This is a genomic window from Pseudomonas sp. A014, assembly GCF_052378495.1.
Classification (GTDB): Bacteria; Pseudomonadota; Gammaproteobacteria; order Pseudomonadales; family Pseudomonadaceae; genus Aquipseudomonas; species Aquipseudomonas machongensis.
The window spans coordinates 192055-217159 of the sequence record NZ_CP199001.1; the positions used below are offsets into that span (position 1 = coordinate 192055).

Annotated in this window: 27 protein-coding genes; 13 read left to right on the forward strand and 14 right to left on the reverse strand. The window is 64.3% G+C overall.

The window, feature by feature from the left end; genetic code table 11:
- Positions 1–386: 386 nt before the first annotated feature.
- From ACTYOL_RS00940 to mgtA, 3 genes are read right to left on the reverse strand one after another with little or no spacing between them, the layout of a single operon-like run.
- Positions 387–557, reverse strand: a complete 171-nt coding sequence (locus ACTYOL_RS00940; protein WP_444757424.1) for a hypothetical protein — start codon at positions 555–557, stop codon at positions 387–389.
- On the reverse strand, positions 547–933 hold the full coding sequence (locus ACTYOL_RS00945) for a DUF2493 domain-containing protein (RefSeq protein ID WP_063542109.1): 387 nt from the start codon (positions 931–933) through the stop codon (positions 547–549). The genes ACTYOL_RS00940 and ACTYOL_RS00945 overlap by 11 nt, the downstream gene beginning before the upstream one ends.
- 20 nt (positions 934–953) lie before the next feature.
- Positions 954–3668 (reverse strand): magnesium-translocating P-type ATPase, encoded by a 2715-nt coding sequence (mgtA, locus tag ACTYOL_RS00950; RefSeq protein WP_444757425.1) that lies wholly within the window; start codon positions 3666–3668, stop codon positions 954–956.
- A gap of 347 nt (positions 3669–4015) precedes the next feature.
- Between mgtA and ACTYOL_RS00955 the strand changes: the two genes are divergently transcribed.
- A complete protein-coding gene (locus tag ACTYOL_RS00955; protein ID WP_155738181.1) occupies positions 4016–4186 on the forward strand; it encodes a hypothetical protein in 171 nt (56 codons plus the stop codon).
- A 382-nt stretch (positions 4187–4568) separates the two neighbouring features.
- On the opposite strand, the gene ACTYOL_RS00960 is transcribed toward ACTYOL_RS00955, so the two are convergent.
- On the reverse strand, positions 4569–4832 hold the full coding sequence (locus ACTYOL_RS00960) for an accessory factor UbiK family protein (RefSeq protein ID WP_065861730.1): 264 nt from the start codon (positions 4830–4832) through the stop codon (positions 4569–4571).
- Positions 4833–5244: 412 nt separating this feature from the next.
- Between ACTYOL_RS00960 and glnK the strand changes: the two genes are divergently transcribed.
- From glnK to sutA, 3 genes are all read left to right on the forward strand, one after another.
- Positions 5245–5583 carry a P-II family nitrogen regulator gene (gene glnK / locus ACTYOL_RS00965; protein ID WP_002555808.1) on the forward strand — a complete coding sequence of 113 codons (339 nt, stop codon included), beginning with the start codon at positions 5245–5247 and terminating at the stop codon, positions 5581–5583.
- A 47-nt stretch (positions 5584–5630) separates the two neighbouring features.
- The gene (locus tag ACTYOL_RS00970) at positions 5631–6965 is read left to right on the forward strand and encodes an ammonium transporter (RefSeq protein ID WP_054891597.1); all 1335 of its coding nucleotides are present in this window, start codon (positions 5631–5633) and stop codon (positions 6963–6965) included.
- Between the two features lie 438 nt (positions 6966–7403).
- Positions 7404–7733: a transcriptional regulator SutA gene (gene sutA, locus ACTYOL_RS00975; protein ID WP_054891598.1), complete on the forward strand. Its 330-nt coding sequence runs from the start codon at positions 7404–7406 to the stop codon at positions 7731–7733.
- A 92-nt stretch (positions 7734–7825) separates the two neighbouring features.
- Here sutA and ACTYOL_RS00980 read toward each other — a convergent pair whose 3' ends face one another.
- From ACTYOL_RS00980 to lptM, 6 genes are read right to left on the reverse strand one after another with little or no spacing between them, the layout of a single operon-like run.
- Entirely contained in the window at positions 7826–8521 is a 696-nt protein-coding gene (locus tag ACTYOL_RS00980) for an HAD family hydrolase (RefSeq protein WP_197889732.1), read from the reverse strand.
- Positions 8518–9417 carry a tyrosine recombinase XerC gene (gene xerC / locus ACTYOL_RS00985; protein ID WP_444757426.1) on the reverse strand — a complete coding sequence of 300 codons (900 nt, stop codon included), beginning with the start codon at positions 9415–9417 and terminating at the stop codon, positions 8518–8520. The genes ACTYOL_RS00980 and xerC overlap by 4 nt, the downstream gene beginning before the upstream one ends.
- Positions 9417–10127, reverse strand: a complete 711-nt coding sequence (locus ACTYOL_RS00990) for a DUF484 family protein (RefSeq protein WP_054891601.1) — start codon at positions 10125–10127, stop codon at positions 9417–9419. Before ACTYOL_RS00990 ends, xerC begins: the two co-directional genes overlap by 1 nt.
- Before the next feature lie 13 nt (positions 10128–10140).
- Positions 10141–10971: a diaminopimelate epimerase gene (gene dapF, locus ACTYOL_RS00995; protein WP_112897096.1), complete on the reverse strand. Its 831-nt coding sequence runs from the start codon at positions 10969–10971 to the stop codon at positions 10141–10143.
- A gap of 4 nt (positions 10972–10975) precedes the next feature.
- The gene (lysA, locus tag ACTYOL_RS01000) at positions 10976–12223 is read right to left on the reverse strand and encodes a diaminopimelate decarboxylase (RefSeq protein ID WP_372821729.1); all 1248 of its coding nucleotides are present in this window, start codon (positions 12221–12223) and stop codon (positions 10976–10978) included.
- Between the two features lie 9 nt (positions 12224–12232).
- Entirely contained in the window at positions 12233–12436 is a 204-nt protein-coding gene (gene lptM, locus ACTYOL_RS01005; RefSeq protein WP_054891604.1) for an LPS translocon maturation chaperone LptM, read from the reverse strand.
- 211 nt (positions 12437–12647) lie between these two features.
- Between lptM and cyaY the strand changes: the two genes are divergently transcribed.
- The 3 genes from cyaY to rnk all read left to right on the forward strand — a co-directional run bounded on the left by cyaY (position 12648) and on the right by rnk (position 13745).
- The gene (gene cyaY / locus ACTYOL_RS01010; protein ID WP_054891605.1) at positions 12648–12980 is read left to right on the forward strand and encodes an iron donor protein CyaY; all 333 of its coding nucleotides are present in this window, start codon (positions 12648–12650) and stop codon (positions 12978–12980) included.
- Position 12981: 1 nt separating this feature from the next.
- Positions 12982–13203, forward strand: a complete 222-nt coding sequence (locus ACTYOL_RS01015; RefSeq protein WP_054891606.1) for a DUF1289 domain-containing protein — start codon at positions 12982–12984, stop codon at positions 13201–13203.
- 131 nt (positions 13204–13334) lie between these two features.
- The gene (rnk, locus tag ACTYOL_RS01020) at positions 13335–13745 is read left to right on the forward strand and encodes a nucleoside diphosphate kinase regulator (protein WP_323452144.1); all 411 of its coding nucleotides are present in this window, start codon (positions 13335–13337) and stop codon (positions 13743–13745) included.
- A gap of 10 nt (positions 13746–13755) precedes the next feature.
- Here rnk and ACTYOL_RS01025 read toward each other — a convergent pair whose 3' ends face one another.
- The 3 genes from ACTYOL_RS01025 to ACTYOL_RS01035 form a co-directional block, all read right to left on the reverse strand.
- On the reverse strand, positions 13756–16614 hold the full coding sequence (locus ACTYOL_RS01025) for a class I adenylate cyclase (RefSeq protein WP_197889735.1): 2859 nt from the start codon (positions 16612–16614) through the stop codon (positions 13756–13758).
- Positions 16615–16840: 226 nt separating this feature from the next.
- Positions 16841–17086, reverse strand: coding sequence for a TIGR02647 family protein (locus tag ACTYOL_RS01030; RefSeq protein ID WP_197889736.1), 246 nt, complete (start codon positions 17084–17086; stop codon positions 16841–16843).
- Between the two features lie 45 nt (positions 17087–17131).
- Positions 17132–17437, reverse strand: coding sequence for a hypothetical protein (locus ACTYOL_RS01035; protein ID WP_054891610.1), 306 nt, complete (start codon positions 17435–17437; stop codon positions 17132–17134).
- Between the two features lie 146 nt (positions 17438–17583).
- Here ACTYOL_RS01035 and ACTYOL_RS01040 point away from each other — a divergent pair, with 146 nt between their 5' ends.
- On the forward strand, positions 17584–18243 hold the full coding sequence (locus ACTYOL_RS01040; RefSeq protein ID WP_054891611.1) for a glutathione S-transferase: 660 nt from the start codon (positions 17584–17586) through the stop codon (positions 18241–18243).
- Between the two features lie 116 nt (positions 18244–18359).
- On the opposite strand, the gene argH is transcribed toward ACTYOL_RS01040, so the two are convergent.
- Complete coding sequence (argH, locus tag ACTYOL_RS01045; protein ID WP_063542128.1) at positions 18360–19754, reverse strand: argininosuccinate lyase; 1395 nt, start codon at positions 19752–19754, stop codon at positions 18360–18362.
- A gap of 309 nt (positions 19755–20063) precedes the next feature.
- On the opposite strand from argH, the gene ACTYOL_RS01050 reads away from it, so the two are divergent.
- From ACTYOL_RS01050 to ACTYOL_RS01070, 5 genes are all read left to right on the forward strand, one after another.
- On the forward strand, positions 20064–20804 hold the full coding sequence (locus tag ACTYOL_RS01050; protein WP_054891613.1) for a LytR/AlgR family response regulator transcription factor: 741 nt from the start codon (positions 20064–20066) through the stop codon (positions 20802–20804).
- A 115-nt stretch (positions 20805–20919) separates the two neighbouring features.
- Positions 20920–21861, forward strand: a complete 942-nt coding sequence (hemC, locus tag ACTYOL_RS01055) for a hydroxymethylbilane synthase (protein WP_153772500.1) — start codon at positions 20920–20922, stop codon at positions 21859–21861.
- Entirely contained in the window at positions 21858–22625 is a 768-nt protein-coding gene (locus ACTYOL_RS01060; protein WP_063542134.1) for a uroporphyrinogen-III synthase, read from the forward strand. The genes hemC and ACTYOL_RS01060 overlap by 4 nt, the downstream gene beginning before the upstream one ends.
- Positions 22626–22671: 46 nt before the next feature.
- Complete coding sequence (locus tag ACTYOL_RS01065; protein ID WP_054891616.1) at positions 22672–23772, forward strand: uroporphyrinogen-III C-methyltransferase; 1101 nt, start codon at positions 22672–22674, stop codon at positions 23770–23772.
- The gene (locus ACTYOL_RS01070; RefSeq protein ID WP_153772499.1) at positions 23769–25010 is read left to right on the forward strand and encodes a heme biosynthesis HemY N-terminal domain-containing protein; all 1242 of its coding nucleotides are present in this window, start codon (positions 23769–23771) and stop codon (positions 25008–25010) included. The genes ACTYOL_RS01065 and ACTYOL_RS01070 overlap by 4 nt, the downstream gene beginning before the upstream one ends.
- Positions 25011–25105 lie beyond the last annotated feature (95 nt).

Consider the following 25105-nt stretch of genomic DNA (forward strand, 5'->3'; position numbering starts at 1 on the left):
CGGACTTGTCGTACGGTCAAAGCCAGCCACAAAATTAAGCCATGCGTTGCACAGGCATGAGATTCACCGGTAATGCGATGCTGAGCGGTGAGTGAGAAAGCAGGCGCCAGAAGGTACTTGGCCCCGGTCACCGCGTATCACGCGACCGAGGCCAAGATTCGGATATCAAGTGACTACGCGGAAGGACGGCCTCGAAAGCGAGTCTCCTGCACCGAAGCAGAACAACCCAGATGCTTACAATTTCCCTTCATATGACCTTGGCATGCCAGGCCTACGCAGCTCCGCCGACAAATTTTCTGCTGTCGCCGTAGTCGGGTGCCATGTTAAGTCAGTTGGCGGAGCAAGCGCAAAAATGCGGGACGCTAGCCGGTTAGGTGCAGCCTTTCTCAACCTCCAGACAACCGCGCCTCGACCCCAAACAACACCACCAACACCCCACTCAACACCAAGGTCACGATCACAAACAGCACATTGCGCCGCGCCGCCCGGGCCTGGGCGGGTGGCAGGTCGTGGGTGAGTGAGAAACGGGCTCGCTCATCAGACTTTTCAGGCGTCATGGCAATGCTCCTCTCGCTCGGGTTGTCGTGGTTGCCTGCCGCAGATCACCTGCACACCAGCGCCGCGAGCCCTGGCCAGCAGCTCCTCGGTGTCGTCGCCCCCGGGCAGGGCGAGCAACAGCTCGGGGCGGCTGTCGGTGAACATGAACAGGTTGCGCAGGCGTTCGGCCTGCTTGCCGTGCAGCTGCCAGTTGGGCGGGTAGCGCACGAGGTCGGCGCCGTGCTCGCGTGCCCAGCTTTCGATCTCGCCGCCGAGGAACTGGCTGCCGCCGTGGATCAACACCCGGATCGGCCGCTGGCGCTGGACATCGTCCAGGGCCTGGCGGCAGCGCCGGGTGTCGGCGTAGTTGCGTCCCGCACAGATCAGTACGCGCATGGTCTGCTCTCCCTGCAGGCTCAGAACCACTGTCCGAAGCGGCGGATGTAGAGGGTCTTCATGGTCTGTGCGACCACGCAGTAGCCCAGCAGGGTGGCAACCAGCCAAGGGAAGTATTCCCACGGCAGCGGCACCAGACCGACCATAGTGCCCACCGGCGAGAACGGGATGTAGATGCCCAGCGCCATCACCAGGCCCGTGGCCAGGATCACCGGCAGCGCTGCAGTGCTCTGGAAGAACGGCACCTTGCGCGTGCGCAGCATGTGCACCACCAGGGTTTGCGACAGCAGGCCTTCGATGAACCAGCCAGACTGGAACAGCGCCTGCATCTCGACACTGTTGGCGGCGAACACGTACCACATCAGGGCAAAGGTGGTGATGTCGAAGATCGACGAGGTCGGGCCGATCCACAGCATGAAGCGGCCGATGTTGCGGGCATCCCACTTGCGCGGTTCGCTGAGGAATTCCTTGTCCATGCGGTCCCACGGCAGCGACAGCTGGGAGAAGTCGTACATCAGGTTCTGCAGCAGCAGGTGGATCGCCAGCATCGGCAGGAAGGGAATGAAGGCACTGGCCACCAGCACCGAGAACACGTTGCCGAAGTTGGAACTGGCGGTCATGCACAGGTACTTCATGATGTTGCCGAAGGTTTCGCGGCCTTTGAGCACACCCTCCTCAAGCACCATCAGGCTTTTTTCCAGCAGGATGATATCGGCCGATTCCTTGGCGATATCGGTGCCGCTGTCTACCGAGATACCGACGTCGGCGTCGCGCAGGGCGGCGGCGTCGTTGATGCCGTCGCCGAGGAAGCCCACGGTGTGACCGTTGGCCTGCAGCGCCTTTAGCACGCGGGACTTTTGCAGCGGGGTGAGCTTGGCGAAAACGGTGCGTTCTTCGACCTGAATCTTCAGGGTGGTGTCGTCCATGCGCTCGATGTCCTGGCCGAGCAGCGGCAGGCCGGGCTCCAGACCGACTTCACGGCACACCTTGCAGGTGACCACCGGGTTATCGCCGGTCAGCACCTTGACCCGCACACCCATCTCACGCAGGGCGGCAATGGCCGGGCCGGCGGTTTCCTTGGGCGGGTCGAGGAAGGTCAGGAAGCCCTGGATCACCAGGTCGCGCTCGTCGTCGGTGTGGTACTGCGCCTTGCCTTCGCTTGCCGGAATGTCGCGGGTGGCGACCACCAGCACGCGGAAGCCGTCGCGGTTGAAGGCATCGGCGCTGGCCAGCAGGCGCTGGCGCCGACGCTCATCGAGGGCCACGACGCTGTCGCCTTCCTGCACATGGGTGGCGATGGCGAGCATTTCCTCGACGGCGCCCTTGCTCACCATCAGGTGATCGCCCAGGGCGTTCTTCACCACGACCGACAGGCGACGGCGAATGAAGTCGAACGGCAACTCGTCGACCTTGGCGTAGGCGTAGGGCGCCTGGAATTCACGCTCCTGACCTGCGAAGTGGAGCACGGCCTGGTCCATCAGGTTGCGCACGCCGCTCTGGTGGTGGCTGTTGAGCCAGGCCAGTTCCAGCACGCGTTTGTCGCGCTCACCGTCGATGCGCACATGGTGCTCGAGGATGATCCGGTCCTGGGTGAGGGTGCCGGTCTTGTCGGTGCACAGCACATCCATCGAACCGAGGTTCTGGATGGCGTTCAGGCGCTTGACCACCACCTTGCGCCGGGCCATGGCCACGGCGCCCTTGGCCAGGTTGGCGCTGACGATCATCGGCAGCATTTCCGGGGTCAGGCCCACGGCCACGGCGAGGGCGAAGAGGAAGGCATCGCCCCAGTCGCCCTTGACCAGGCCGTTGATCATGAACACCACCGGTACCATCACCAGCATGAAGCGGATCAGCAGGCTGCTGACGCTGTTCACGCCGCGGTCGAAGGCGGTCTGGCTGCGCGAGCCGGAGATGGCCTTGGCCAGGGAGCCGAAGTAGGTGCGCCGGCCGGTGGCGACCACCACGGCGCGGGCGCGGCCGCTGACCACGTTGGTGCCCATGAAGCAGATGTTCGGCAGTTCGAGCAGGTTGTCCTGGTTGCCGCTGTCATCGGTGGCGGACTTCTGCGCGACATTGCCCAGGGTGTCGTACTTCTCGACCGGCAGTGCCTCGCCGGTGAGCACCGCCTGGCTGATGAACAGGTCGCGTGATTCGAGCAGGCGGATGTCGGCGGGGATCATGTCGCCCGCCGAAAGCTGCACGATGTCGCCGGCCACCAGTTCGTCCATGGGCACTTCGCGCAGGCGCGGCGGCTGGCCGAACTGTTCGCGGCGCAGCACGGTGGCGGTGGTGCGCACCATCGCCTTGAGGGCGTCGGCGGCCTTGTTCGAGCGGTACTCCTGCCAGAAGCGCAGCAGGCTGCTGAGGCTGACCATGGTCATGATGATGATGACCTTGGTCAGGTCGGCGTCGTCCGCTTCACCTGCGCTGATCGGCATCCAGTAGTCGGTGACGAAACTGATCCCGGCCAGGGTCAGCAGGACGTAGATGAACGGGTTGTGCAGAGCCTTGAGCAGTTGCACCAGGGCGTGGGGTTGCTGGTCGTGAGCGACCTGGTTGGCGCCGTCGCGCTGCAGGCGCTTGGCGGCTTCGTGTTCGGTCAGGCCATGCTCGCTGGCATCGAGGTTGGCGAGGGTGACGGACAGGCCATTGCGCGCTTCACGGGCGGCGCGGGTGGACAGGCGGGTTTCGCGTTCGGCCTTGGCCGGTGGGGTGTTGCGGTGTTTGACGGTCATGTTGCTGTGCTCCTGCCGCTGCGGCGGCACGACACACAGACGTTTCACTCAGGGGGTGAACGTAGGCATGTCGGGTCGCAGAAAAATGCTTGGTTTTTCCGACAGTTGTCTGTCCGCTGCCGAGAGTCGGAAGTTGTTTCGGCAGCGAACTTTCTACTCGCGCAGTCCATGTTTGTATTCCTCGTTGATAAATAATGGGCAATAACGGTCTGGCGAACTTTCAATGTTGAAAGTTCGATCAAAAGTTACTGTTCAATATCAGTTGTTCAGTGGAGCGTGTGGGGTCTCAGGCGAGCGCAAACGCGTGCCAGCGGCCCCCGTCTACCTGGAGGGTCCTGGCTGTCGTCATGGTGCCAGTTCAGGCGCAACTGGAGTTTTCCGTGGCAGGGGTGTGCCTGCCATACGGCACGCAACTGCGGGCCGCGCACGGCGGCCGAGGGCTGGGCTGGAGCGCACGGGCCACGGGGCGGCCAGGCGCGGGCCTGCAAACGCGCCAGGCAGGCGTGCAGGCGATGTGAAACGAATGACGTGAGGTTCATGAGCTTGCCTCCAACCGGCGGACACCGGCTGTGGCAAGTCACGGCGGAGCATCAGGCTCTGGCGCGGCTTGCCCGACCAGGGTGTCGGGACCGGTGTTCCGGTTCAAGTGCCTGACCGGGCCGTGCGGCGGCGGTCAGGCAGCGACTAGATACTGTGTCCATTGAATTCTTCAGTGAATGGAAAAAAGGCCCCTTCTCTCAGGGCGAGCGAACTTTATTCAAGGGTAGTATCGAAGTCAACCGGGGAGGTGAACTTTAAATAAGTTTCATCTTGTTTGAATGCTCCCTGGTGTTTGTAGGAAGCGTTTGAAGTTTGCGGCCGGCCTCTGCGCGGAGGCCGGCCGTATATCCCTCAGGGTGGCTAGTCCTGGGCTGGTGGCGCCATGCGCGCTTCCAGCTCGGCCACTTGCTTCTCCAGGGCTTCGAGGCGCGCGCGGGTGCGCGCCAGGACCACCATCTGGCTGTCGAATTCTTCCCGGCTGACCAGGTCCAGTTTGCTGAACGCGCTCTGCATCAGGATCTTGAACTGGCTTTCGAGTTCGGCGCGCGGCTGCGCGGTGTCGCCGCTGAACAGGCGCGAGGCCTGGTCGCTCAGGGCGTCGAGAAGGGCTTTGGGCGCGAGCATGGGTCAGGCTGTTCCGTGGCGTGTGAAAGGTGGGCAGTGTAGCACGGCGCATTTCGACGGTCGGACGCACACTTTTTGAGCAGCTGCCGGCGGCTCGATGCACCAGAATCGTGCAGCTTTCAGCGTACTGGCCATGGGCTAATCCCGAGCATTGTGCGCAACTACTTGTTTTCCGGCCCTTTGCCGGATCTGGCAAGGTTTCTGCAAAGGCCTCTGTGCGCCATGCACTGATGCAGTCCCTTGTGATCGGGCAGTGTGCAGGCGGAGCCGCAAGGCTCCCTCTTCACTCGCCGAAAACGTGTGTCGGTGGGGGAATGGAGCCGACGACGCGTTACAAAGCCAGGCGCTGCGCTTAGACTTGAGACGGGTTTGTTTTCCTGGGGCAAGTCCACCAAATCGGGAGAAGAGTTTCATGAAGCTAGTCACTGCCATCATCAAGCCGTTCAAGCTGGACGACGTGCGCGAGTCGCTGTCGGAAATCGGCGTGCAAGGCATCACCGTGACCGAAGTCAAGGGCTTCGGCCGGCAGAAAGGCCACACCGAGCTGTACCGTGGCGCCGAATACGTGGTCGATTTCCTGCCCAAGGTCAAGATCGATGTCGCCATCGATGACAAGGACCTGGACCGGGTGATCGAAGCCATCACCAAGGCGGCCAACACCGGCAAGATCGGCGACGGCAAGATCTTCGTGGTGAATCTGGAGCAGGCGATCCGCATCCGTACCGGCGAGACCGATACCGACGCGATCTAAGCGACACAACAAGCCTCACCAAACCCAAACGCCCCAGGAGAAAACAAATGACTCTGCGCAAGATCGCAGGGCTAGGAGCCCTATTGTCCCTCGTAATGCCTGGCCTGGCCCTGGCAGAGGAAGCAGCCGCCCCGGTACTGAACTCCGGCGACACCGCCTGGATGCTCACGGCCACGGCGCTGGTACTGTTCATGACCATCCCGGGCCTGGCCCTGTTCTACGGTGGCATGGTGCGCTCCAAGAACCTGCTGTCGGTGATGATGCAGTGCTTCGCCATCACCGGTCTGATCAGCATCCTGTGGGTCATCTACGGCTACAGCATCGCCTTCGATACCACCGGTATGGAAAAGGGCGTGCTCAACTTCAACTCGTTCATCGGCGGCTTCTCCAAAGCCTTCCTCGCCGGTGTGACGCCGTCTGGCCTGACCTCGGCCACCGCGCTGTTCCCTGAGGCGGTGTTCATCACCTTCCAGATGACCTTCGCCATCATCACCCCGGCACTGATCGTCGGTGCCTTTGCCGAACGCATGAAGTTCTCCGCCATGCTGGTGTTCATGGGCGTGTGGTTCACCCTGGTCTACGCGCCGATCGCGCACATGGTCTGGAGCGGTGACGGCGCACTGATGTGGGACTGGGGCGTACTGGACTTCGCGGGCGGCACCGTGGTGCACATCAACGCCGGTATCGCAGGCCTGGTGGCGTGCCTGGTACTGGGCAAGCGCAAAGGCTACCCGACCACGCCGATGGCTCCGCACAACCTCGGCTACACTCTGGTCGGCGCTGCCATGCTGTGGATCGGCTGGTTCGGCTTCAACGCAGGTTCCGCTGCAGCGGCCAACGGCACTGCCGGCATGGCCATGCTGGTGACCCAGATCGCCACCGCCGCCGCCGCGCTGGGCTGGATGTTCGCCGAGTGGATCGGCCACGGCAAACCAAGCGCCCTGGGCATCGCTTCGGGTGTGGTCGCCGGCCTGGTCGCCATCACTCCGGCTGCCGGCACCGTCGGCCCGATGGGCGCCCTGGTAATCGGCCTGGCGTCGGGTGTGATCTGCTACTTCTGCGCCACCAGCCTCAAGCGCAAGCTGGGTTACGACGACTCGCTGGATGCCTTCGGTGTGCATGGTATCGGCGGTATCGTCGGCGCGATTCTCACCGGTGTGTTCGCAGCACCGGCCCTGGGCGGCTTCGGCGCGGTCACCGATATCGGTGCGCAGGTCTGGGTCCAGGCCAAGGGCGTGATCTTCACCGTGGCCTACACCGCCATCGTCACCTACGTGATCCTCAAGGTGCTGGACGTGGTAATGGGCCTGCGGGTCAACGAAGAAGAAGAGTCGGTCGGCCTCGACCTGGCTCAGCACAACGAGCGCGGCTACAACCTGTAACCGCCCTGCAGTAAAAAACTTGCCCGGCTTGTCCGGGCATTTTTTTGCCTGATTTTTACCGTTTCGCCGGTAGGCAAACGGTTTATCCGGCACGTTCGTGACGCAGGCAGAAAACTTACAGAAAAGCGGGTACTGATGGAGCTTTGTTTTTTCTCCCGGCGCGCTAGAATGCGCGCCGGAAGGGTGTTTGCAGTGCCTTCCACACACTTCGCCACGCTTTGCTAGGCTTGCCAATAGCGCAAGGCCAGCAGCGGCGGCTCAAGGATTTCGTCAGATCCCGCCAGGAGCTGGGATCTGCTGGGTGAAACGCCCTCACCAGGGGCCGTACATCCAAGGCAGTGGCCAACCCACGGCCAGTTGAATTTTCACTGGTGGCTGCCGGTCTACGGCATCACTGGTCTATAACTAACCTGCTTTTCGCAAGTCATGAGGTAGAACATGAGCGACGACGATCTGGAAAATGATGACCTCGAAGTAGGCGACGAAGACGAGGGTGATGAGGCCCTTGAAGCGGCATCCGACGACGGCGCGGAAGACGCCGGCGACGACGACAGCAGCCCTGCACCTGCCGCCAAAGGCAAGTCCAAGGCGGCAGTCTCGGTAGACGAGATGCCGAGCATGGAAGCCAAGCAGAAGGAACGCGACGCGCTGGCGCGCGCCATGGAAGAGTTCCTGGCACGCGGTGGCAAGGTCCAGGAAGTCGAGGCCAACGTGGTCGCCGATCCGCCCAAGAAGCCGGACAACAAGTACGGCAGCCGCCCTATCTGAGTGGCTGGATACAAAAAAAGCCCGCGGTCGCTGCGGGCTTTTTTGTGGGTGGAATTTGGGTGTTCGTGCGGGCTTGCCCCGCGATAGGGCGGTCAGCGCCAGCGTGCCAGCACGTCGGGCAACTGCGACAGGCGCTGGATCTCGGCATCGGGCGCCTGCTCGCCGGCCCAGGCCTTGCCCTGGGGGTTGAACCAGACTGCGCGTAAGCCGGCGCGTTGGGCCCCGGCGATGTCGTCACCCGGATGATCGCCGACATGCACTGCGGCACTGGCCTCCACTTCACCGCGCTTGAGGGCTTCGCGGAAGGGCGCAGGGTCGGGCTTGCCGATCCCCAGGTCCTCGGCGCACAGGGCGAAGCGGAAGTAGTCCGAAATCCCAAGCCGCCGCACATCGGCATTGCCGTTGGTCACGACGCCCAGCACATAGTGATGGCGCAGGATCTCCAGCACCGGCTGCACTTCGGGAAACACCTCGACCTGATGCCGGGCATGCAGGAACACCTCGAAGGCCTCATTGGCGAGCGACTGGGCGTGTTGCTCGCTGTAGCCGACCTCGGACAGTGCGTGGAACAGCACACGCCGGCGCAGGGCGCTGATGCGGTGCTTGAGGCCCGGTTCGGCCTGCACCAAGCGTTCGCGGATGGCATACAGGTGCTCGACCGGCACACCGCCCAGGGTTGGGGCATTGGCGGCAAGCCAGTCGCGCAGGACGGTCTCGGCACTGGTGATCACTGGTGCGGTGTCCCACAGGGTGTCGTCCAGGTCGAAGGTGATCAGCTTGATACTCATGAGTCGCTGCCTTTGCTGCGTTTGGCTCGGGGATGGGCGCTGTCGTAGACGGCGGCCAGGTGCTGGAAGTCCAGGTGGGTGTAGATCTGCGTGGTGCTGATGTCGGCGTGACCGAGCATCTCCTGTACCGCGCGCAGGTCCTGGGACGATTCGAGCAGGTGGCTGGCGAAGGAGTGGCGGAGCATGTGCGGGTGCAGGTGCTGGCCCAGTTCGCGTTCTCCGGCGACCTTGACCCGCAACTGGATGGCCCGTGGCCCCAGGCGCTTGCCTTGGCGGGTGACGAACATCGCACCGTCGCGTGGCGCGCTGATCCCGCGCAGTTTCAGCCACGCCTGCAGCGCTTCGCGCGCCTTGCGCCCGACCGGCAGGACGCGGGCCTTGCCACCCTTGCCCTGCACCTGGACCAGTCCGCCGGCCAGGTCCAGTTGTTCGAGGTCAAGGTTGGTCAGTTCCGACAGGCGCAGGCCCGAGGAGTAGAACAATTCGAGAATGGCCTGGTCGCGACGGGCGATGAAGTCGTCGTCGACGCCGCCGTCGAGCAGTTGCAGGGCGCGGTCGGTGTCGAGGGTCTTGGGCAGGCGACGCTCACCCTTGGGCGGGGTCAGGCCGTTGGCCGGATCGTGCTGGCACAGCCCCTCACGGTTGAGGTAGCGATACAGGCCGCGCACCGCCGAGAGCAGGCGCGCCAGGCTGCGCGATGACTGGCCGTGGTGGTGCAGGCGTGCGATCAACTGGCGCAGTTGCTGGATCTGCAGGGCCTGCCAGTTGGCGATGCCCTGGGTGTTGCAGAATTCGACCACTTTTTCCAGGTCGCGGCGGTAGGCCAGCTGGGTGTGCTCGGACACCTGGCGCTCGTTGCGCAGGTGCGCGCAATAAGCTTCCAGCTGGCGTTCCATCAGCGTACCGAGCGCAGCGTCTGGGTGAAGCGCGGAACCACGCGACCGAGGACTTCGGCGATGTAGGTGAGGAACAGGGTGCCGACGCTGCTCTTGTAGTGCTGCGGGTCGCGGCTGCCGATGGCCAGCACGCCGTGCAGGCCCTGATGCTCCAGCGAGGCGACGGCACTGGAGCCGACGTCCTTGCGCTGGTCTTCGCCGAACAGGAATGCCAGCTCATGCTCGCGCAGGTTGCCGCTGACCGTCTTGCCACTGCCCAGCAGGCCACCGATGGCTTGTTGCGCCTCGGCACTGCTGACCCAGCGGCCGACCGGCGCGGCGTTCTCACCGAACAGGATCAGGCTGACGAAGGGCACCTGGAACTCCTGGCGCAAGCTGTCTTCGACCGCCATTACCACTTCCTCCAGGCTGCTGGCGTCGAGCAGGTCGAGGATGAGGCGGCGGGTCTTGTCGAATAGTCGGTCGTTGTCGCGGGCCACATCCATCAATTGCGACAGGCGATGGCGCATCTCGATGTTGCGGTCACGCAGCAGCTTGAGCTGACGTTCCACCAGCGACACGCTGTCGCCGCGCTGGTGGGGGATGCGCTGCTCGATGAGCAGTTCGTCATGTTCGGAGAAGAAGGTTGGGTGGGCACGCAGGTAGGCGACCACCGCCTCGGCGTCGAGGTCGGCGGCTTGCTTGGGTACAACCTGTGGCTGATCGGTCATGGCGGATACTCGCTTAGAGACGAACCTGTCCTTCGTAGACGCGTACGGCTGGGCCGGTCATCAATACCGGTTTGCCGGGGCCAGCCCATTCGATGCTCAGGCGCCCGCCCGGCAGGTCGATGGACACGGGAGAGTCCATCCAGCCCTGGGCGATGGCTGCCACGGCGGCGGCGCAGGCGCCGGTACCGCAGGCCTGTGTTTCGCCGGCACCGCGCTCCCAGACCCGCAGGTTGGCACGGTGGCGGTCGACGACCTGGATGAAGCCGGCGTTGACCCGCTGCGGGAAGCGCGGGTGGTGCTCGATCTTGGGGCCCAGCTCATGCACGGGGGCACTGCGCACGTCATCGACGCGCAGCACCGAATGCGGGTTGCCCATGGACACGGCGGCGATCGAGTGAACCTGGCCATCGACTTCCAGTGGATAGCTCAGCGCCTGCTGGTCGGCAACGAAGGGGATATCGGCCGGGATGAAGCGCGGCGGGCCCATGTCGACACAGACCTGGCCGTCGTTCTGCACATCAAGCTCGATGACACCGCCTTTGGTTTCGACGCGGATACGTTTCTTGGCGGTCAGGCGCTTGTCCAGCACGAAACGGGCAAAGCAGCGCGCGCCGTTGCCGCACTGTTCGACTTCGGAGCCATCGGCATTGAAGATCCGGTAGCGGAAATCCACTTCCGGATTGCTCGGTGCCTCGACGATCAACAGCTGGTCGAAGCCGATGCCGGTGTGGCGATCACCCCACTGCTTGGCATGCTTGGGCTGGATGTGCGCGTGCTGGCTGACCAGGTCCAGGACCATGAAGTCGTTGCCCAGCCCGTGCATCTTGGTGAAACGCAGCAGCATGGGTTCACTCCGGCAGCAGGCTTTCGCCGGCGAACAGTTCGGCAATGGTCTCGCGGCGGCGGACTTCGAAGGCCTGGTCGCCATCGACCAGGATTTCGGCGCAACGGCCACGGGTGTTGTAGTTCGAACTCATGACGAAACCATAGGCGCCCGCCGACTGCACAGCCAGCAGATCGCCTTCGGCCAGGTTCAGCTGGCGGTCCTTGGCGAGGAAGTCACCGGTTTCGCAGATCGGGCCGACCAGGTCGTAGGCGCGGCCTTCGCCTTCACGTGGCTTGACCGCGCTGACGCCCATCCAGGCCTGGTACAGCGCCGGGCGGATCAGGTCGTTCATCGCCGCATCGATGATGGCGAAGTCCTTGTGCTCGGTGTGCTTGAGGTATTCGACGCGGGTCAGCAGCACGCCGCCGTTGGCGACGATGTAGCGGCCCGGCTCGAACACCAGGGCCAGGTCGCGAGCGCCGACGCGCTCACGGATGGCCTTGATGTAGTCGGCCACCAGCGGGGGTTGTTCGTCGCGATAGCGCACGCCGACACCGCCGCCCAGGTCGAGGTGACGCAGGTGAATACCGCAGTCGGCAAGGCGGTCGACCAGGTCGAGCAGGCGGTCGAGGGCGTCAAGGAACGGGTCGACGGTGGTCAGCTGCGAGCCGATGTGGCAGTCGACACCGACCACGTCCAGGTTGGGCAACTGTGCGGCGCGCACGTAGATGGCTTCGGCATCGGCGATGGCGACGCCGAACTTGTTCTCTTTGAGGCCGGTGGAGATGTACGGATGGGTGCCGGCATCGACGTCCGGGTTGACCCGCAGCGAGACCGGGGCGACCTTGCCCATCTCGGCGGCCACCACTTGCAGGCGCTCGAGTTCGTCGGTGGATTCGACGTTGAAGCAGTGCACGCCGACTTCCAGCGCGCGGCGCATGTCTTCACGGGTCTTGCCGACGCCGGAGAACACCACGCGGTCGGCCCGGCCGCCGGCTGCCAGCACACGCTCCAGTTCGCCACCGGAAACGATGTCGAAGCCCGCGCCAAGGCGTGCAAGCAGGTTCAGCACGCCGAGGTTGGAGTTGGCCTTGACCGCGAAGCACACCAGGTGCTCGACGCCTTGCAGGGCGTCGGTATAGCTACGGTACTGGCCCTCGATGTGGGCGCGCGAGTAGACGTAGGTGGGCGTGCCGAAACGTTCGGCGATGGCCGACAGGGCCACGCCTTCCGCGAACAGTTCACCGTCGCGGTAGTTGAATGCGTCCATTGGATTTCCTTACTGCTCTGGCGACTGCTCTGGCAGCGATTCTTCGTCTTGCGGGGCGGCCTTGGCCGGCTGCGCGTGCTGGTGCGACGACTTGCGTGCGCTCTTGCCGTCCTTGCCGTCTTCAGGCAGGTACAGGGGGCCTTTCTGACCGCAGGCCGAAACGAGGCAGGCTACAGCGACCAGCGCCGCAATGGAGGAAATCAGGCGCTTCATGGGTGAAATCCTTTGAAATAAGCAGTATTGCGCCCGAGTATACCGAGCGACCAGCGGATTGCCTATGCAAGGGCCGGTCCGTCGGGCGGGCCAGGCTTGGTGGCTGTGAGGGTTGGGCTCGGTGCTGCCGGTCGCTAGTCTTTGCAATCAGCGCCCAGCGGTCGTATCGTGCCCGGCTTGCGTGTGTGCAGCCATTTTCGAGGTTCCTGCAATGAGTTTGAGCGAAGCGCGTTTCCACGACCTGGTCGACGCGACCCAACAGGCCCTGGAGGATCTGTTCGATGAGACCGACCTGGATCTGGACATGGAAAACTCCGCCGGTGTCCTGACGATCAAGTTCGACAACGGCAGCCAACTGATCTTCAGCCGCCAGGAGCCGCTGCGTCAGCTGTGGCTGGCCGACCGCTCGGGCGGTTTCCACTTCGACTATGACGAAGAGAGCGGCAAGTGGGTCTGCGAGAAGAGCGAAGAACTGCTCGGTGAGATGCTCGAGCGCATCGTCTGGGAGCGAGTCGGCGAGAAGCTGGACTTCGACGAGATCTGAGATGAGCGAGCAACCGCGGCCGCCCAAGCCGCTCTACAGCAACGTCAGCCCGGCCGTGCCTTCGCCGTGCATCAGCGTCTGCCGTCTCGACGAGCGTCGGGTCTGCACCGGATGCATGCGGCATGTGGAGCATATCCGTGAATGGCGTTCGGCCGATGACGAACGGCGGCGGCAGATCTGCCGCGAGGCCGATGCGTTGAGGGCTTCGACGCCACAGGCTTGAGTATTTGCCCGGCTGTGGTAGTGTCAATCCGGTACTGGCCGCGCCAGAAGCATTCTCAAACCCCGCCCTTGGGCGGGGTTTTGCTTTATCTACAGCTTGAAATACTTCGTTGAAAGGAGTCTGACTGGACCATGAGCACCAAGCCTTCCCTCATCCTCACCCGACTGGACGTGCAGCGTCTTGAGCGTCTGCTCGACAGCCTCGACGAAAGCACGCCGGGTGTGCTCGCCCTGCAGGACGAGCTGGACCGCGCCGAACAGGTGGTCGGCCACGAGGAGGTCCCGGCGGGCGTGGTGACTATGAACTCACGCGTGCACTGCCGCGAGGAAGCCACCGGCAAGGATTATCACCTGACCCTGGTCTACCCGAAGGATGCAGGGCCCGAAGGCAAAGTCTCGATCCTGGCACCGATCGGCTGTGCGCTGCTGGGGTTGTCGGTGGGCGACCAGATCGACTGGCCGGCGCCGGGTGGCAAGACGCTCAAGCTCAAGCTGCTCGAGGTGGAATACCAGCCTGAAGCGGCGGGTGATTTCGACCTCTGAACGGCATCACCTACAAACCAGCCTGTAGCTGCTCCAGCCCATCATTGAGCGACTGCTCCAGTTCGCGCTTGTAGCGCAGGAACAGCACCGTCGAGCCCTGTTCGTCCTCAAGCAGTTCGGACAGATCCAGGTCGGTGATGTAGCAGCGGTAGTTCCCGGCGCTGCGGCGCTGGCGCAGAATCTGCCGGGCGACCACGGCATACAGCTGGTCGCCGTGATCGAGCTGTGAAAACTCCTGCTGGTCGCAATACAGCGTGACATGCACGTCATCCCCCGCGCCTGCCTGGAGAATCGCCTGCACTTCGTAGTACGGCTGGCCGCCCGCGACCTGTGGCGCGGGCCGAGGCTCCAGGGCACGGCATTTGCCTGGGCCGTTGGGCAGTAGCTGGTAGTAGAGGATGTCCAGCGCGGCCTGTTGCAGGCTGTCGAGTGGCAGTTGGGCATCGCGGCGTACCACGACCGACTGCAGAAAGCGTTGCAGGGGCAGCAGCAGGTGGCTTTCGTCCTGCAGTGGCAGCCGCTGCTGCCAGAGTGCGTTGTACTCGTCGAGTACGTAGAGTTCGGCCCAGCCTTCGTGCAGGCGATAGAACACCTGGATGCAACCCGGCTGGCCCTGCTCCAGCACCAGCGGCAGGTCGTGGTCCTGCAGGGCGTTGGCATCGAGGTACAGCGGGCTGTACTGGCTGCGCTCCTCGCCGAGGTGGGCGAGCACGGCATCCTGGTCGTCCAGGGTAGTCAGGCTGACCTGGCCGGGCACCAGGTCCAGCACATGGGTGTGCTGCGCCACCTGCAGCAGGTAGCGGTGGTTCAGGCCCTGATCCAGCAGCGACTGCACGGTCTCGAAGATGTCCTCGACGCGCTGGGCGATCGCTTGCGCGCGGTTGTGGCAGAAACAGCGCACCCGTAACCGCGGACGCTGCGTGCGTGGGCCTTGGCTGTTGAGAAAATCACGCAAGCAGCGCATCAGCGCGTGCTCGCCGTCGTAGCGCTGCACCAGCACTTCGTTCCAGCTGTTCAGAGTGATCTGGTCGAAGGTCAGCACCAGGTTTTCGCGCACCCCGGCATAGCTCAGCGAGTCGGTGCGCTCGGTGGTCATCAGGATGTTCAGGTCGCGGTGATGACGCAGCGGGTCGATGCCAACGTTGACCAGCAACAGGATTTCGTCGGCCACGCTTGGTTGCAGCAGGCGGATTTCGCTGACGGTATCCAGCGGTAGCGCGATGGTCTGCTGCAGGCTGCCGAGCAGGTTGAACAGCTCGAATTCGCTCAGGTCGCTGACACCAGGGTGCAGAGCCAGGCGGGTGCTGCTGTCGATGACGCCGTTGCGGTGCGCCCAGGTCAGCAGTTCGAGCAGTTCGCGGCAGCGTTTGATCGGGCTGAAATGTTCCCACTCGTGCACGCCCAGGTTGCCGTTGTACAGGCCCCAGTGGTGGGTGCCCGGCTCCTTGCGGTTGGGCGACTGGACGAGGGTGAGCGTGTCTTCGGCGACGTCCGGGGCGATGCCCGGGTTGATGACTTCGATCTTGCCGGCGCGGCGCTCGAAGGCTGCGTACAGGCGTCGACCCAGCACGTTGAGGTCGCGTTGATCGGCGCGGCTGCTGGCGTTCTGGTCGCGGGCGAACTGGCTGAGGAAGCGGTAGCTGTAGTTCAGCTCGGCCACCAGCTCGCGACGCTCGACCGCCACCTGGCGGACCTTCCACTGGCTGCGGCTGTCGAGCAGGGCCAGTTGGCGCTCGTCCCAGCCCCACTCCTCGGTCAGGCGCTCCAGGAGCTGGCGCTGCCAGCCGGTGCTGCGTGTGCGGGCCAGGGCGCTGAGCTTCTTGTTGACCTTCAGGTAGAGGCTGCGTCGCACCAGCTCCAGGCGCGCGTGCTCGCCGCGGCGCTGCAGGTACTGCTCGATCCGCCGGTAGACCATGACATAAGGGTCCAGCTCGTCGAGGTCCAGGCGGTTGGCGAACACCGCACGTTTGTAGTCCAGGCTCAGGCAGCGCACTTCGGGGTGCTCGCTGGCGTAGACCTCGGTCAGCAGCAGCTTGAGCAGCGATTTGTAGGGCGAGTCGATGCCCTTGAACAGTTGCCACAGCCCGGCGCCGACGAACTCACCCGGCGGGATGTGCGCGAGGTGGCCGAGGTCGAGGTCGTCCTGGGCGCGAATGAAGCGCTTGGACAGCAGCGTCTGGGTGTAAGCCTGGTAGTTGTGCTCTTCGTAGACCGGCACCAGCCACCACAGCGGCGTGCGTCCGGCCAGCCAGATCGCCGTGCGATAGAACTCGTCGAGCAGCAGGTAATGCTGGGTGGTGCCGCAGTCGTCGGAGCTGAGCTGGCTGTCGCGTTCGCCCTGGACAAAGCCCTGGGGCTCGATCAGGAAGAAATGCGCCTCGGCGCCTTGGGTAGCGGCCCAGGCCTCGAGCAACTGGCATTTGCGCCGCAGCTCGGCCAGGGCGCCCTCGCCAATCCCCGGCGCATGGCAGACCCACAGGTCCATGTCGCTTTGCTCGGCCTGGGCCAGGGTGCCCAGACTGCCCATGAGGAACAGCCCGTGAATCGGCCGTGGCGGGTTGCCGTGGCGGGCCTTGTAGGTGAAGGAGCGGGTCAGGCGCTGGGCCTCGGCCAACAGATCGGCGTCCGGCTCGAAGCCCGAGACGCCCGCTGGCGTGCTGCCCGACACATAGCCCGGCAGCAGCGGATGATTGACGTGGAAGAACAGCGGCAGCAGCGTCAGTACCTGCTGCTGGCGGCTGGACAGTCCTTCCATGGCCCGCTCGAGGCGCCCCTGGTTCAGCTGGAGAAAACGCCCGCGCAGGGTCGACAGCACCTTGCGGTCGATACCGTCGTGCAGATCGGGGCGAATTTCATGGGGGTGGTTCATGACGCACTCAGACAGGCCGGGGGAGCACCGGCGAGTTTAGCCTGAGTGGCGAGGGCGGATAAGAGGGTGAGTGGCATTTTGACGCCATTTTTCCAGCGTCTGAGAAAGTGCGATGTCTTTATGGGCCTCATCGCGGGACAAGCCCGCTCCCACAGATCCAACCAGACCCTTGAAAACGGTGCTGCACCTGTGGGAGCGGGCTTGTCCCGCGATGAGGCCGGCGCAGTTATGCAGGCTGTGGGTTTTTCAGGACATTCAGCAGCAACTGCACGCTCTCCACCGCATCGTGTCCCAGGCTGGTCAGGTAACCGCCGTCTGGCTGATCGGTCAGTTGCTTGTCATGCAGGCGTTTGGCCGCAGCGACCAGGGCTGGCGAGGCATTGGCGTGAATCTTGATCCCTTCCTGGCTGCTGTCGAGGTTGAACAGCGCAAGGACTTCCAGTTCGGCGATCAATTCGGGGGTGAAGGACATGGGCGACTCCTGACTTCCAGACGAGGATGGAAGTCAGGAGTGTAGTCAGGCTTCGTCGTCGTCGCCTTGATTTGCCTCAGGTGGCAATTCGGGCAGGGCACGCAGGGCATTTTCGTACCACTCGGTATCGAATGCGCGGTCCTCGGTGAGCAGCGCGTCGATCTCGATGGCCAGCACGTGGGCCATGAGGTTGAGGATGTCTTCGCGTTCGTAGCCGACCAGGGTCAGCTTGTTGAAGGTGGCCTTGGCGGCAGGCGGATTGCCGCTCTCGATCTGGTTCTCGATGGCCTGGGTCAGCGTCGCCTCGGCGAATTCTTCGTCGTCGTTTTCGATGTCGGTGGGTTCGCTCATGGCGCTACTCCTGTGATGAAAGCGACAGTGTGCCATGCCTGTGTCGGCAATGCCCGGTCATCGACGCGCGCCATGATGCTGGTCAGGGGGTGGCCAGGCGGCTATAACAGCCAGGCCAACCCCTTACGGCCTGGAGGCTGTCGTTCATGCTCAAGCTCTACGGATTCGCGGTCAGCAACTACTACAACATGGTCAAGCTGGCCCTGCTCGAAAAAGGCGTGCCCTTCGAGGAAGTGCCGTTCGTTTCCGGGCAGACGCCCGAGGTGCTGGCCATCAGCCCGCGTGGCAAGGTTCCGGTGCTGGGAACCGAACACGGCTTTCTCAGTGAGACAAACGTGATCCTCGACTACATCGAGCAGACCCACCCCGAGCATCCGCTGCTGCCCAGTGATGCATTCGGGCAGGCCAAGGTGCGTGAGCTGCTCAAGGAGATCGAGCTGTACATCGAGCTGCCAGCACGTACCTGCTACGCCGAAGCGTTCTTCGGTACGGCGGTGGAGCCGCTGATCAAGGAGCGGGCGCGCAGCGAGCTGCTGGCAGGTTTCGCCACGCTCAAGCGCAACGGCAAGTTCGCGCCTTATGTCGCTGGCGAAAAGCTGACCCTGGCTGACCTGATGTTCTGCTTCTCGGTCGACCTGGCGTGTGCGGTAGGCAAGAAGGTGCTGGGGATCGATTTCCTGGCGGACTTCCCACAGGCAGCGGCGCTGTTGGGGAAGCTGCGCGAGCATCCGCACATGGCGCGGATCGTGGCGGACAAGGAGGCGGCGATGCCAAGGTTCATGGAGATGGTGCAGAACAAGCGGTGATGGGAAGAAGGGCCGCTGTGCGGCCCATCACGGCACAAGGCCGCTTCACAGGGTTCGAGGTGTCCTGTGGCAGCGGCCTTGTGTGGTGACTCGAGGGCGAGGCCCTCGGTACGCGCTTAGCGGGAAGCCAGCAGCGCCTTGCCGCGCGCCACCGCTGCACGCACTTGTGCCGGCGCGGTGCCGCCGATGTGGTTGCGCGCGTTCACCGAGCCTTCCAGGGTGAGTACGGCAAACACGTCCTGCTCGATCTGATCGCTGAACTGACGCAGCTCGTCCAGGCTCATCTCGGCCAGGTCCTTGCCGGTGTCGACGCCGTACTTCACGGCGTGCCCGACAATCTCGTGGCAGTCGCGGAATGGCAGGCCGCGGCGCACCAGGTAGTCGGCAAGGTCGGTGGCGGTGGAGAAACCACGCAGCGCCGCTTCACGCATGATTGCGTGCTTGGGCTTGATCGCCGGGATCATGTCGGCAAAGGCACGCAGCGAGTCGCGCAGGGTGTCGGCGGCGTCGAACAGCGGTTCCTTGTCTTCCTGGTTATCCTTGTTATAGGCCAGCGGCTGGCCTTTCATCAGCGTGAGCAGGCCGGTCAGGGCGCCGAACACGCGGCCGGTCTTGCCACGCACCAGCTCCGGGACGTCCGGGTTCTTCTTCTGCGGCATGATCGAGCTACCGGTGCAGAAGCGATCAGGCAGGTCGATGAACTGGAACTGCGCACTGGTCCACAGCACCAGCTCTTCGGAGAAGCGCGACAGGTGCATCATCGCCACGCTGGCGGCCGCACAGAATTCGATGGCGAAGTCACGGTCCGAGACGCCGTCCAGCGAGTTGCCGGCCACGGCTTCGAAGCCCAGCAGCTTGCAGGTCAGTTCACGGTCGATCGGGTAGGTGGTGCCGGCCAGCGCCGCGCTGCCCAGCGGCATGCGGTTGGCGCGCTTGCGGCAGTCGACCAGGCGCTCGTAGTCGCGGCTGAGCATTTCGAACCAGGCCAGCAGATGGTGGCCGAAGGTCACCGGCTGGGCGGTCTGCAGGTGGGTGAAGCCGGGCATGACGGTTTCGGCTTCGCGCTCGGCCTGCTCCAGCAGACCCTGTTGCAGGCGGGTGATCTCGTCCAGGATCAGGTCGATCTCGTCACGCAGCCACAGGCGGATGTCGGTGGCGACCTGGTCGTTGCGGCTACGGCCGGTGTGCAGTTTCTTGCCAGTGATACCGATGCGGTCGGTCAGGCGCGCCTCGATGTTCATGTGCACGTCTTCGAGGTCGACACGCCAGTCGAACTGACCCGCTTCGATTTCACCCTGGATGGTTTGCAGGCCATCAATGATGGTGTCGCGCTCGGCGTCGGAGAGTACGCCGACCTGCGCCAGCATGGTGGCGTGGGCGATCGAACCCATGATGTCGTGACGGTACAGGCGCTTGTCGAAATCGACCGAGGCGGTGAAACGGGCGACGAAGGCGTCGACGGGCTCACTGAAGCGGCCGCCCCAGGACTGGTTGGTCTTGTCGGTGCTCATGGATCCACTCATAGAAGGCGTGAATGAAAAAGTGGCGCCGATCATAGCAGGGTTGGGCTTCGCTAAGCAGGGCGCCGGTCGCGAGAAATTGCCGGTGTACGCCGGGTGGCGGGCGCCACAGGATATTCAACGATTGAACGGCAGTGTTCCACGGACCGTCTACAGTTGGACAGAGGACTGGCAGCGATTCTGCCAGACCAGTGAATCTTTGGCCTTCGCATGGGTCTGTAGCGTGACCGTTACAACGGTCACCGACTCCTGTCTACGCTTGTACCCACTGCGAGACTCACTCAGGAATCCAGCGCAATTATGAATGTCCTGATCGTTGATGATGAACCCCAGGCCCGCGAGCGCCTGAGCCGACTGCTTGGTGAGCTCGAGGGCTATACGGTGCTTGAGCCCAGTGCCACCAATGGCGAGGAGGCCCTGGCGCTGATCGATAGCCTCAAACCCGATGTCGTCCTGCTGGACACCCGCATGCCGGGCCTCGATGGCCTGCAGGTGGCGGCGCGTCTGTGCGAACGCGAGGCGCCACCGGCGCTGGTGTTCTGCCTCGATGACGACGAGCAGGAGGCATTCAGCCAGAGCGCCCTCAGCCATGTAGGTCGCACGACCCAGCCCCAGGCCCTGCGCGATGCCCTGCGCAAGGCGGAAAAACCCAACCGCACCCAGCTCGCCGCCCTGACCCGCCCGTCCACCGAAAGCGGAGGCGGCCCGCGTAGCCATATCAGTGCGCGAACGCGCAAGGGTATCGAGCTGATTCCCCTGCCCCAGGTGATCTACTTCATTGCCGACCACAAGTACGTGACCCTGCGCCACGAGTCTGGCGAAGTGCTGCTGGACGAGCCGCTGAAATCGCTGGAAGACGAATTCGGCGAGCGCTTCGTGCGTATCCATCGCAACGCCCTGGTGGCCCGCGAGCGTATCGAGCGCCTGCAGCGCACACCGCTGGGGCATTTCCAGCTGTTTCTCAAAGGCCTCGACGGCGATGCCCTGACTGTCAGCCGCCGGCATGTGGCCGGTGTGCGCAAGATGATGCAGACGCTCTGACCGAGGTGAATGCCGGCCGCTGCCAGGGATGGCGGGCCAGGTGATGACCTGGATCTGCTAGCGAGGCTGGCGGAGCTGTTATCATCGGCGGCATTTCTCTGCTTCGGGGCGTTACATGTCCACTCGCGAAATCCGCATTGCCACCCGTAAAAGTGCCCTGGCCCTGTGGCAGGCCGACTATGTCAAAGCTCGCCTTGAGCAGGCCCATCCGGGCCTGGTCGTGACCCTGGTGCCGATGGTCAGCCGCGGCGACAAGCTGCTCGACTCGCCCCTGGCGAAAATCGGCGGCAAGGGCCTGTTCGTCAAGGAGCTGGAAACCGCCCTGCTCGACAACGAAGCCGATATCGCCGTGCATTCGATGAAGGATGTGCCCATGGACTTCCCCGAAGGCCTGGGCCTGTACTGCATCTGCGAGCGCGAAGACCCGCGCGACGCCTTCGTTTCCAACACGTTCGACAGCCTTGAGGCGCTGCCGGCCGGCAGCGTCGTCGGCACCTCCAGCCTGCGCCGCCAGGCCCAGTTGCTGGCGCGCCGCCCTGATCTGGAAATCCGCTTTCTGCGCGGCAACGTCAATACCCGCCTGGCCAAGCTCGACGCCGGTGAGTACGACGCCATCATCCTGGCTGCCGCAGGCTTGATCCGCCTGGGCTTCGAAGACCGCATCACCTCCAGCATCAGTGTCGATGACAGCCTGCCGGCCGGTGGCCAGGGGGCTGTCGGTATCGAGTGTCGCAGCGCCGACCGCGAGATCCACGCCCTGCTGGCGCCGCTCAACCACCCCGATACCGCTGACCGCGTGAAGGCCGAGCGGGCGATGAACAAGCACCTCAACGGTGGCTGCCAGGTACCGATCGCCTGCTATGCCGTGCTTGAAGGCGATCAATTGTGGCTGCGTGGCCTGGTCGGCCAGCCCAGTGGCGGGACGTTACTGATGGCAGATGCCCGCGCCCCGCGTGCCGACGCCGAAACCCTGGGCGTGCAGGTGGCCGAAGACCTGCTGGGGCAGGGCGCCGAGGCGATCCTCAAGGAAGTCTACGGCGAGGCCGGCCATCCGTGAGCGGCTGGCGCCTGCTGCTGACCCGCCCCGAAGAGGAGTGCGCGGCTTTGGCGCAGAGCCTGGCTGCTGTCGGAATCGCCAGCAGCCGCTTGCCCTTGCTGGCGATCGACCCGCTGACCCTGGATCAAACGGCCCAGGCGCGACTGGCCGACATCGGCCAGTACCAGGCGATCATCGTGGTGAGCAAACCCGCAGCGCGCCTGCTGCTCGAGCGGCTCGCCGACGAGGGCATCGCGGCGCCGCTTCAGGGCTGGTTCACTGTGGGGGAGGCGACGGCACGCATTCTCCAGGCTGCCGATCTGCAGGTGACTTTCCCTACAGCGGGTGATGACAGTGAGGCCTTGCTCGGTCTATCTGTCCTGCGAGAGGCTGTCGCAGTTCCTACAGCACGCGTCCTGATTGTCCGCGGTGTCGGTGGTCGTGAATGGCTGGCCGAGCGTCTTGGTGAGCAAGGTGCTAGTGTCGATTATCTGGAACTGTATGAACGTCGCCTGCCGGATTATCCCCCAGGCAGCCTGATGCGCCGGATCCAAGCGGAACGCCTGAACGGGCTGGTGGTCAGCAGTGGGCAGGGTTTCGAACACCTGCTCCAGCTGGCCGGTGCGGATTGGCCGCGTCTGGCGGGGCTTGCGCTGTTCGTGCCAAGCCCGCGCGTGGCCGAACAGGCCAGGGCGGCAGGCGCCCAACAGGTTGTGGATTGCCGTGGCGCGAGCGCCGCGGCCTTGCTGGCAGCCGTGCAGCGCAGCGCTGCACCTGCCTCCTAAGGCGTCGAGCGGATTGCGACGACGCCCCCATGCAAAGGATGGATACGTGAGCGAGACTGTCTTGTCCAACAACGAACAACCTTCGGCGATCGATGCGCCGCAGACTCCCGTCGAGCAACCGGCCAAGCGCGCCGGCAATGGCCTGGCCCTGCTGGCGCTGTTGATCGGCGCCGCCGGTGTGGCCGTCGGTGGTTGGGGCGCATGGCAGGTGCGCCAGCTGCAAGGCAGCGAGCAGGGGCAGGGCGAGCATATCGAGGCGCTGAACCAGCGCGCCGAAGCGCTGCAACAACGCCAGCAGCAATTCGGCTCGCAACTCGCGACCTTGCCCGCAGCCAGCGAACTCGAAGACCGCCGCCGCCTGGTGGCACAGTTGCAGAGTGACCAGCAAAGGCTCAGCCAGCGCCTGGAAACCGTGCTTGGCGAAAGCCGCAAGGAGTGGCGTCTGGCCGAGGCCGAGCATCTGTTGCGCCTGGCCACCCTGCGCCTGTCGGCGCTGCAGGATATCGCCAGTGCCAAGGCGTTGGTCGAAGGTGCCGACGAGATCCTGCGCGAGCAGAGCGACCCGGGCGCCTTCGCGGCGCGCGAGCAACTGGCGCGCAGCCTGGCGACGCTCAACAGCACCCAGCAACCCGACCGTACCGGATTGTTCCTCAAGCTCGCCGCCCAGCGCGAGCAGGTACAGCAACTGAGTGCCCAGTCGCCTGAATTCAACAGCGATGCCGATGCCCTTGGTGCGCTGACCGCCGACGGCGATGGTGCAAGCCGCCTGTCCCGGTGGTGGGCAGAGATTTCCAAGTACTTCCAGATCGATTTCGACGCCGACCAGAACGTACGCCCGTTGCTGGCCGGGCAATCGCTCAACCAGCTGCGTCTCGCGCTGAGCCTTACCATCGAGCAAGCCCAGTGGGCGGCGCTCAATGGGCAGGCCAAGGTCTACAGCCAGGCGCTGGACGATGCGCGCAGCGTGCTGCTGGCCAACTTCAACCCGGACAACCCGCAAAGCAAGGCCATGCTCGACAGCCTCAACGCACTGGCCGAGCAGCCCGTCTCGGTGGTCGTGCCTGACCTGAGCGAAAGCCTCGCCGCCGTGCAGGCCTATATCCAGCGGCGCCATCTGCCGGCCGAAGGCGAAGGGGGCAAGCCATGAAGCGTGTCTACCTGCTGGCGGTGGTGGCGATCGTCATCGCCGCGGCCTTGGGCGTTGCCATCGCCAAGCACAGTGGCTACGTGCTGATCGCCTATGGCGGCTTCCGTTACCAGTCTGGGCTGTGGGCGGCGCTCGCGGCACTGGTGGTGCTGGTGCTGGCGCTGCTGTTGCTGCGTTACCTGGTCGGCCTGGTGCTGGCCTCCAGCGGGGTGGTCAACCCTTGGTCGCGACGCAATCGCAGCCGACGTGTGCGTATCGCCATCGAGCAGGGCCAACTGGACCTCGCCGAAGGTCGTTGGGCCAGCGCTCAGCGCCACCTGCACCGCGCCGCCGAAGCCGAGCGTCAACCCTTGCTGTACTATCTCGGCGCCGCCCGCGCGGCCAACGAGCAGGGGCGCACCGAAGACAGCGACAACCTGCTCGAGCGCGCCTTGGAGCGTCAGCCCCAGGCGGAGCTGGGTATCGCCCTGACCCATGCGCAGCTGCAGATGGACCGCGGCGACAGTGGCGGTGCCCTGGAAACCCTGCTGGCGATGCAGGCACGGCATCCGCACAACGCCCAGGTGCTGCGTTTGCTGCAGCGGTTGCACCGCGAGCGCGGTGACTGGCCGGCGTTGATCCGCCTGCTGCCGGACCTGCGCAAGGGCAAGGTGCTGCCGGGCAACGAGCTGGCCGAGCTGGAGCAGCGTGCCTGGGGCCAGAACCTGACGCTGGCCGCAACCCGGGGCGAGGACTCTCAAGCCGCCCGCCAGTCGCTGGAGCGCGCCTGGCAACAGCTCACCTCGGCCCAGCGCCAGGAGCCGCAACTGGTGCTGGCCTATGCCGAGCAACTGCGCCAGGTCGACGCCCAGGGTGAAGCCGAGCAGGTGCTGCGTACCGCGCTGAAGCGTCAGTTCGAAAGCCACCTGGCGCGCCTTTATGGCCTGGTGCGCGGCGATGACCCGGCGCGCCAATTGCAGACCGCCGAAGGCTGGCTCAAGGATCATCCCCAAGACCCTAGCTTGCTGCTTACCCTGGGTCGCCTGAGCCTGCAGAACCGCCTATGGGGCAAGGCGCGCGACTACCTCGAAAGCAGCCTGCGCATGGAGCGTAACCCGGAAACCTGCGCCGAGCTTGCGCGGTTGTTGGCTGGGTTGGGCGAAACCGAGCGCAGCAACCAGCTGTTCCAGGAGGGCCTTGGCCTACTGGACGAGCGCTTGCTGGCCTTGCCGTTGCCTGAGGGTGTGCACGCTTCCTGAGCTCGCCTTGGCCACTGCGTAGCCCGATCGCAACACCAGGCAGCACCTGCTGCCTGGTGTTGCGATCGGGCACATCCAATGGGCTATTTCCCGTG

What these genes read in the sequence shown, in the direction of transcription:
- ACTYOL_RS00990 (WP_054891601.1), bottom strand. Translation starts at nt 10,127, where the DNA reads ATGACCGATCAGCCACAGGTTGTACCCAAGCAAGCCGCCGACCTCGAC.
- ACTYOL_RS01035 (WP_054891610.1), bottom strand. Translation starts at nt 17,437, where the DNA reads ATGAGCGAACCCACCGACATCGAAAACGACGACGAAGAATTCGCCGAG.
- sutA (WP_054891598.1), top strand. Translation starts at nt 7,404, where the DNA reads ATGAGCGACGACGATCTGGAAAATGATGACCTCGAAGTAGGCGACGAA.
- ACTYOL_RS00960 (WP_065861730.1), bottom strand. Translation starts at nt 4,832, where the DNA reads ATGCTCGCGCCCAAAGCCCTTCTCGACGCCCTGAGCGACCAGGCCTCG.
- ACTYOL_RS01030 (WP_197889736.1), bottom strand. Translation starts at nt 17,086, where the DNA reads ATGTCCTTCACCCCCGAATTGATCGCCGAACTGGAAGTCCTTGCGCTG.
- ACTYOL_RS00980 (WP_197889732.1), bottom strand. Translation starts at nt 8,521, where the DNA reads ATGAGTATCAAGCTGATCACCTTCGACCTGGACGACACCCTGTGGGAC.
- ACTYOL_RS00970 (WP_054891597.1), top strand. Translation starts at nt 5,631, where the DNA reads ATGACTCTGCGCAAGATCGCAGGGCTAGGAGCCCTATTGTCCCTCGTA.
- rnk (WP_323452144.1), top strand. Translation starts at nt 13,335, where the DNA reads ATGAGCACCAAGCCTTCCCTCATCCTCACCCGACTGGACGTGCAGCGT.
- ACTYOL_RS00940 (WP_444757424.1), bottom strand. Translation starts at nt 557, where the DNA reads ATGACGCCTGAAAAGTCTGATGAGCGAGCCCGTTTCTCACTCACCCAC.
- ACTYOL_RS01070 (WP_153772499.1), top strand. Translation starts at nt 23,769, where the DNA reads ATGAAGCGTGTCTACCTGCTGGCGGTGGTGGCGATCGTCATCGCCGCG.
- xerC (WP_444757426.1), bottom strand. Translation starts at nt 9,417, where the DNA reads ATGGAACGCCAGCTGGAAGCTTATTGCGCGCACCTGCGCAACGAGCGC.
- mgtA (WP_444757425.1), bottom strand. Translation starts at nt 3,668, where the DNA reads ATGACCGTCAAACACCGCAACACCCCACCGGCCAAGGCCGAACGCGAA.
- ACTYOL_RS00945 (WP_063542109.1), bottom strand. Translation starts at nt 933, where the DNA reads ATGCGCGTACTGATCTGTGCGGGACGCAACTACGCCGACACCCGGCGC.
- ACTYOL_RS01025 (WP_197889735.1), bottom strand. Translation starts at nt 16,614, where the DNA reads ATGAACCACCCCCATGAAATTCGCCCCGATCTGCACGACGGTATCGAC.
- lysA (WP_372821729.1), bottom strand. Translation starts at nt 12,223, where the DNA reads ATGGACGCATTCAACTACCGCGACGGTGAACTGTTCGCGGAAGGCGTG.
- glnK (WP_002555808.1), top strand. Translation starts at nt 5,245, where the DNA reads ATGAAGCTAGTCACTGCCATCATCAAGCCGTTCAAGCTGGACGACGTG.
- lptM (WP_054891604.1), bottom strand. Translation starts at nt 12,436, where the DNA reads ATGAAGCGCCTGATTTCCTCCATTGCGGCGCTGGTCGCTGTAGCCTGC.
- ACTYOL_RS01040 (WP_054891611.1), top strand. Translation starts at nt 17,584, where the DNA reads ATGCTCAAGCTCTACGGATTCGCGGTCAGCAACTACTACAACATGGTC.
- ACTYOL_RS01050 (WP_054891613.1), top strand. Translation starts at nt 20,064, where the DNA reads ATGAATGTCCTGATCGTTGATGATGAACCCCAGGCCCGCGAGCGCCTG.
- cyaY (WP_054891605.1), top strand. Translation starts at nt 12,648, where the DNA reads ATGAGTTTGAGCGAAGCGCGTTTCCACGACCTGGTCGACGCGACCCAA.
- hemC (WP_153772500.1), top strand. Translation starts at nt 20,920, where the DNA reads ATGTCCACTCGCGAAATCCGCATTGCCACCCGTAAAAGTGCCCTGGCC.
- ACTYOL_RS01015 (WP_054891606.1), top strand. Translation starts at nt 12,982, where the DNA reads ATGAGCGAGCAACCGCGGCCGCCCAAGCCGCTCTACAGCAACGTCAGC.
- ACTYOL_RS00955 (WP_155738181.1), top strand. Translation starts at nt 4,016, where the DNA reads ATGGTGCCAGTTCAGGCGCAACTGGAGTTTTCCGTGGCAGGGGTGTGC.
- argH (WP_063542128.1), bottom strand. Translation starts at nt 19,754, where the DNA reads ATGAGCACCGACAAGACCAACCAGTCCTGGGGCGGCCGCTTCAGTGAG.
- dapF (WP_112897096.1), bottom strand. Translation starts at nt 10,971, where the DNA reads ATGCTGCTGCGTTTCACCAAGATGCACGGGCTGGGCAACGACTTCATG.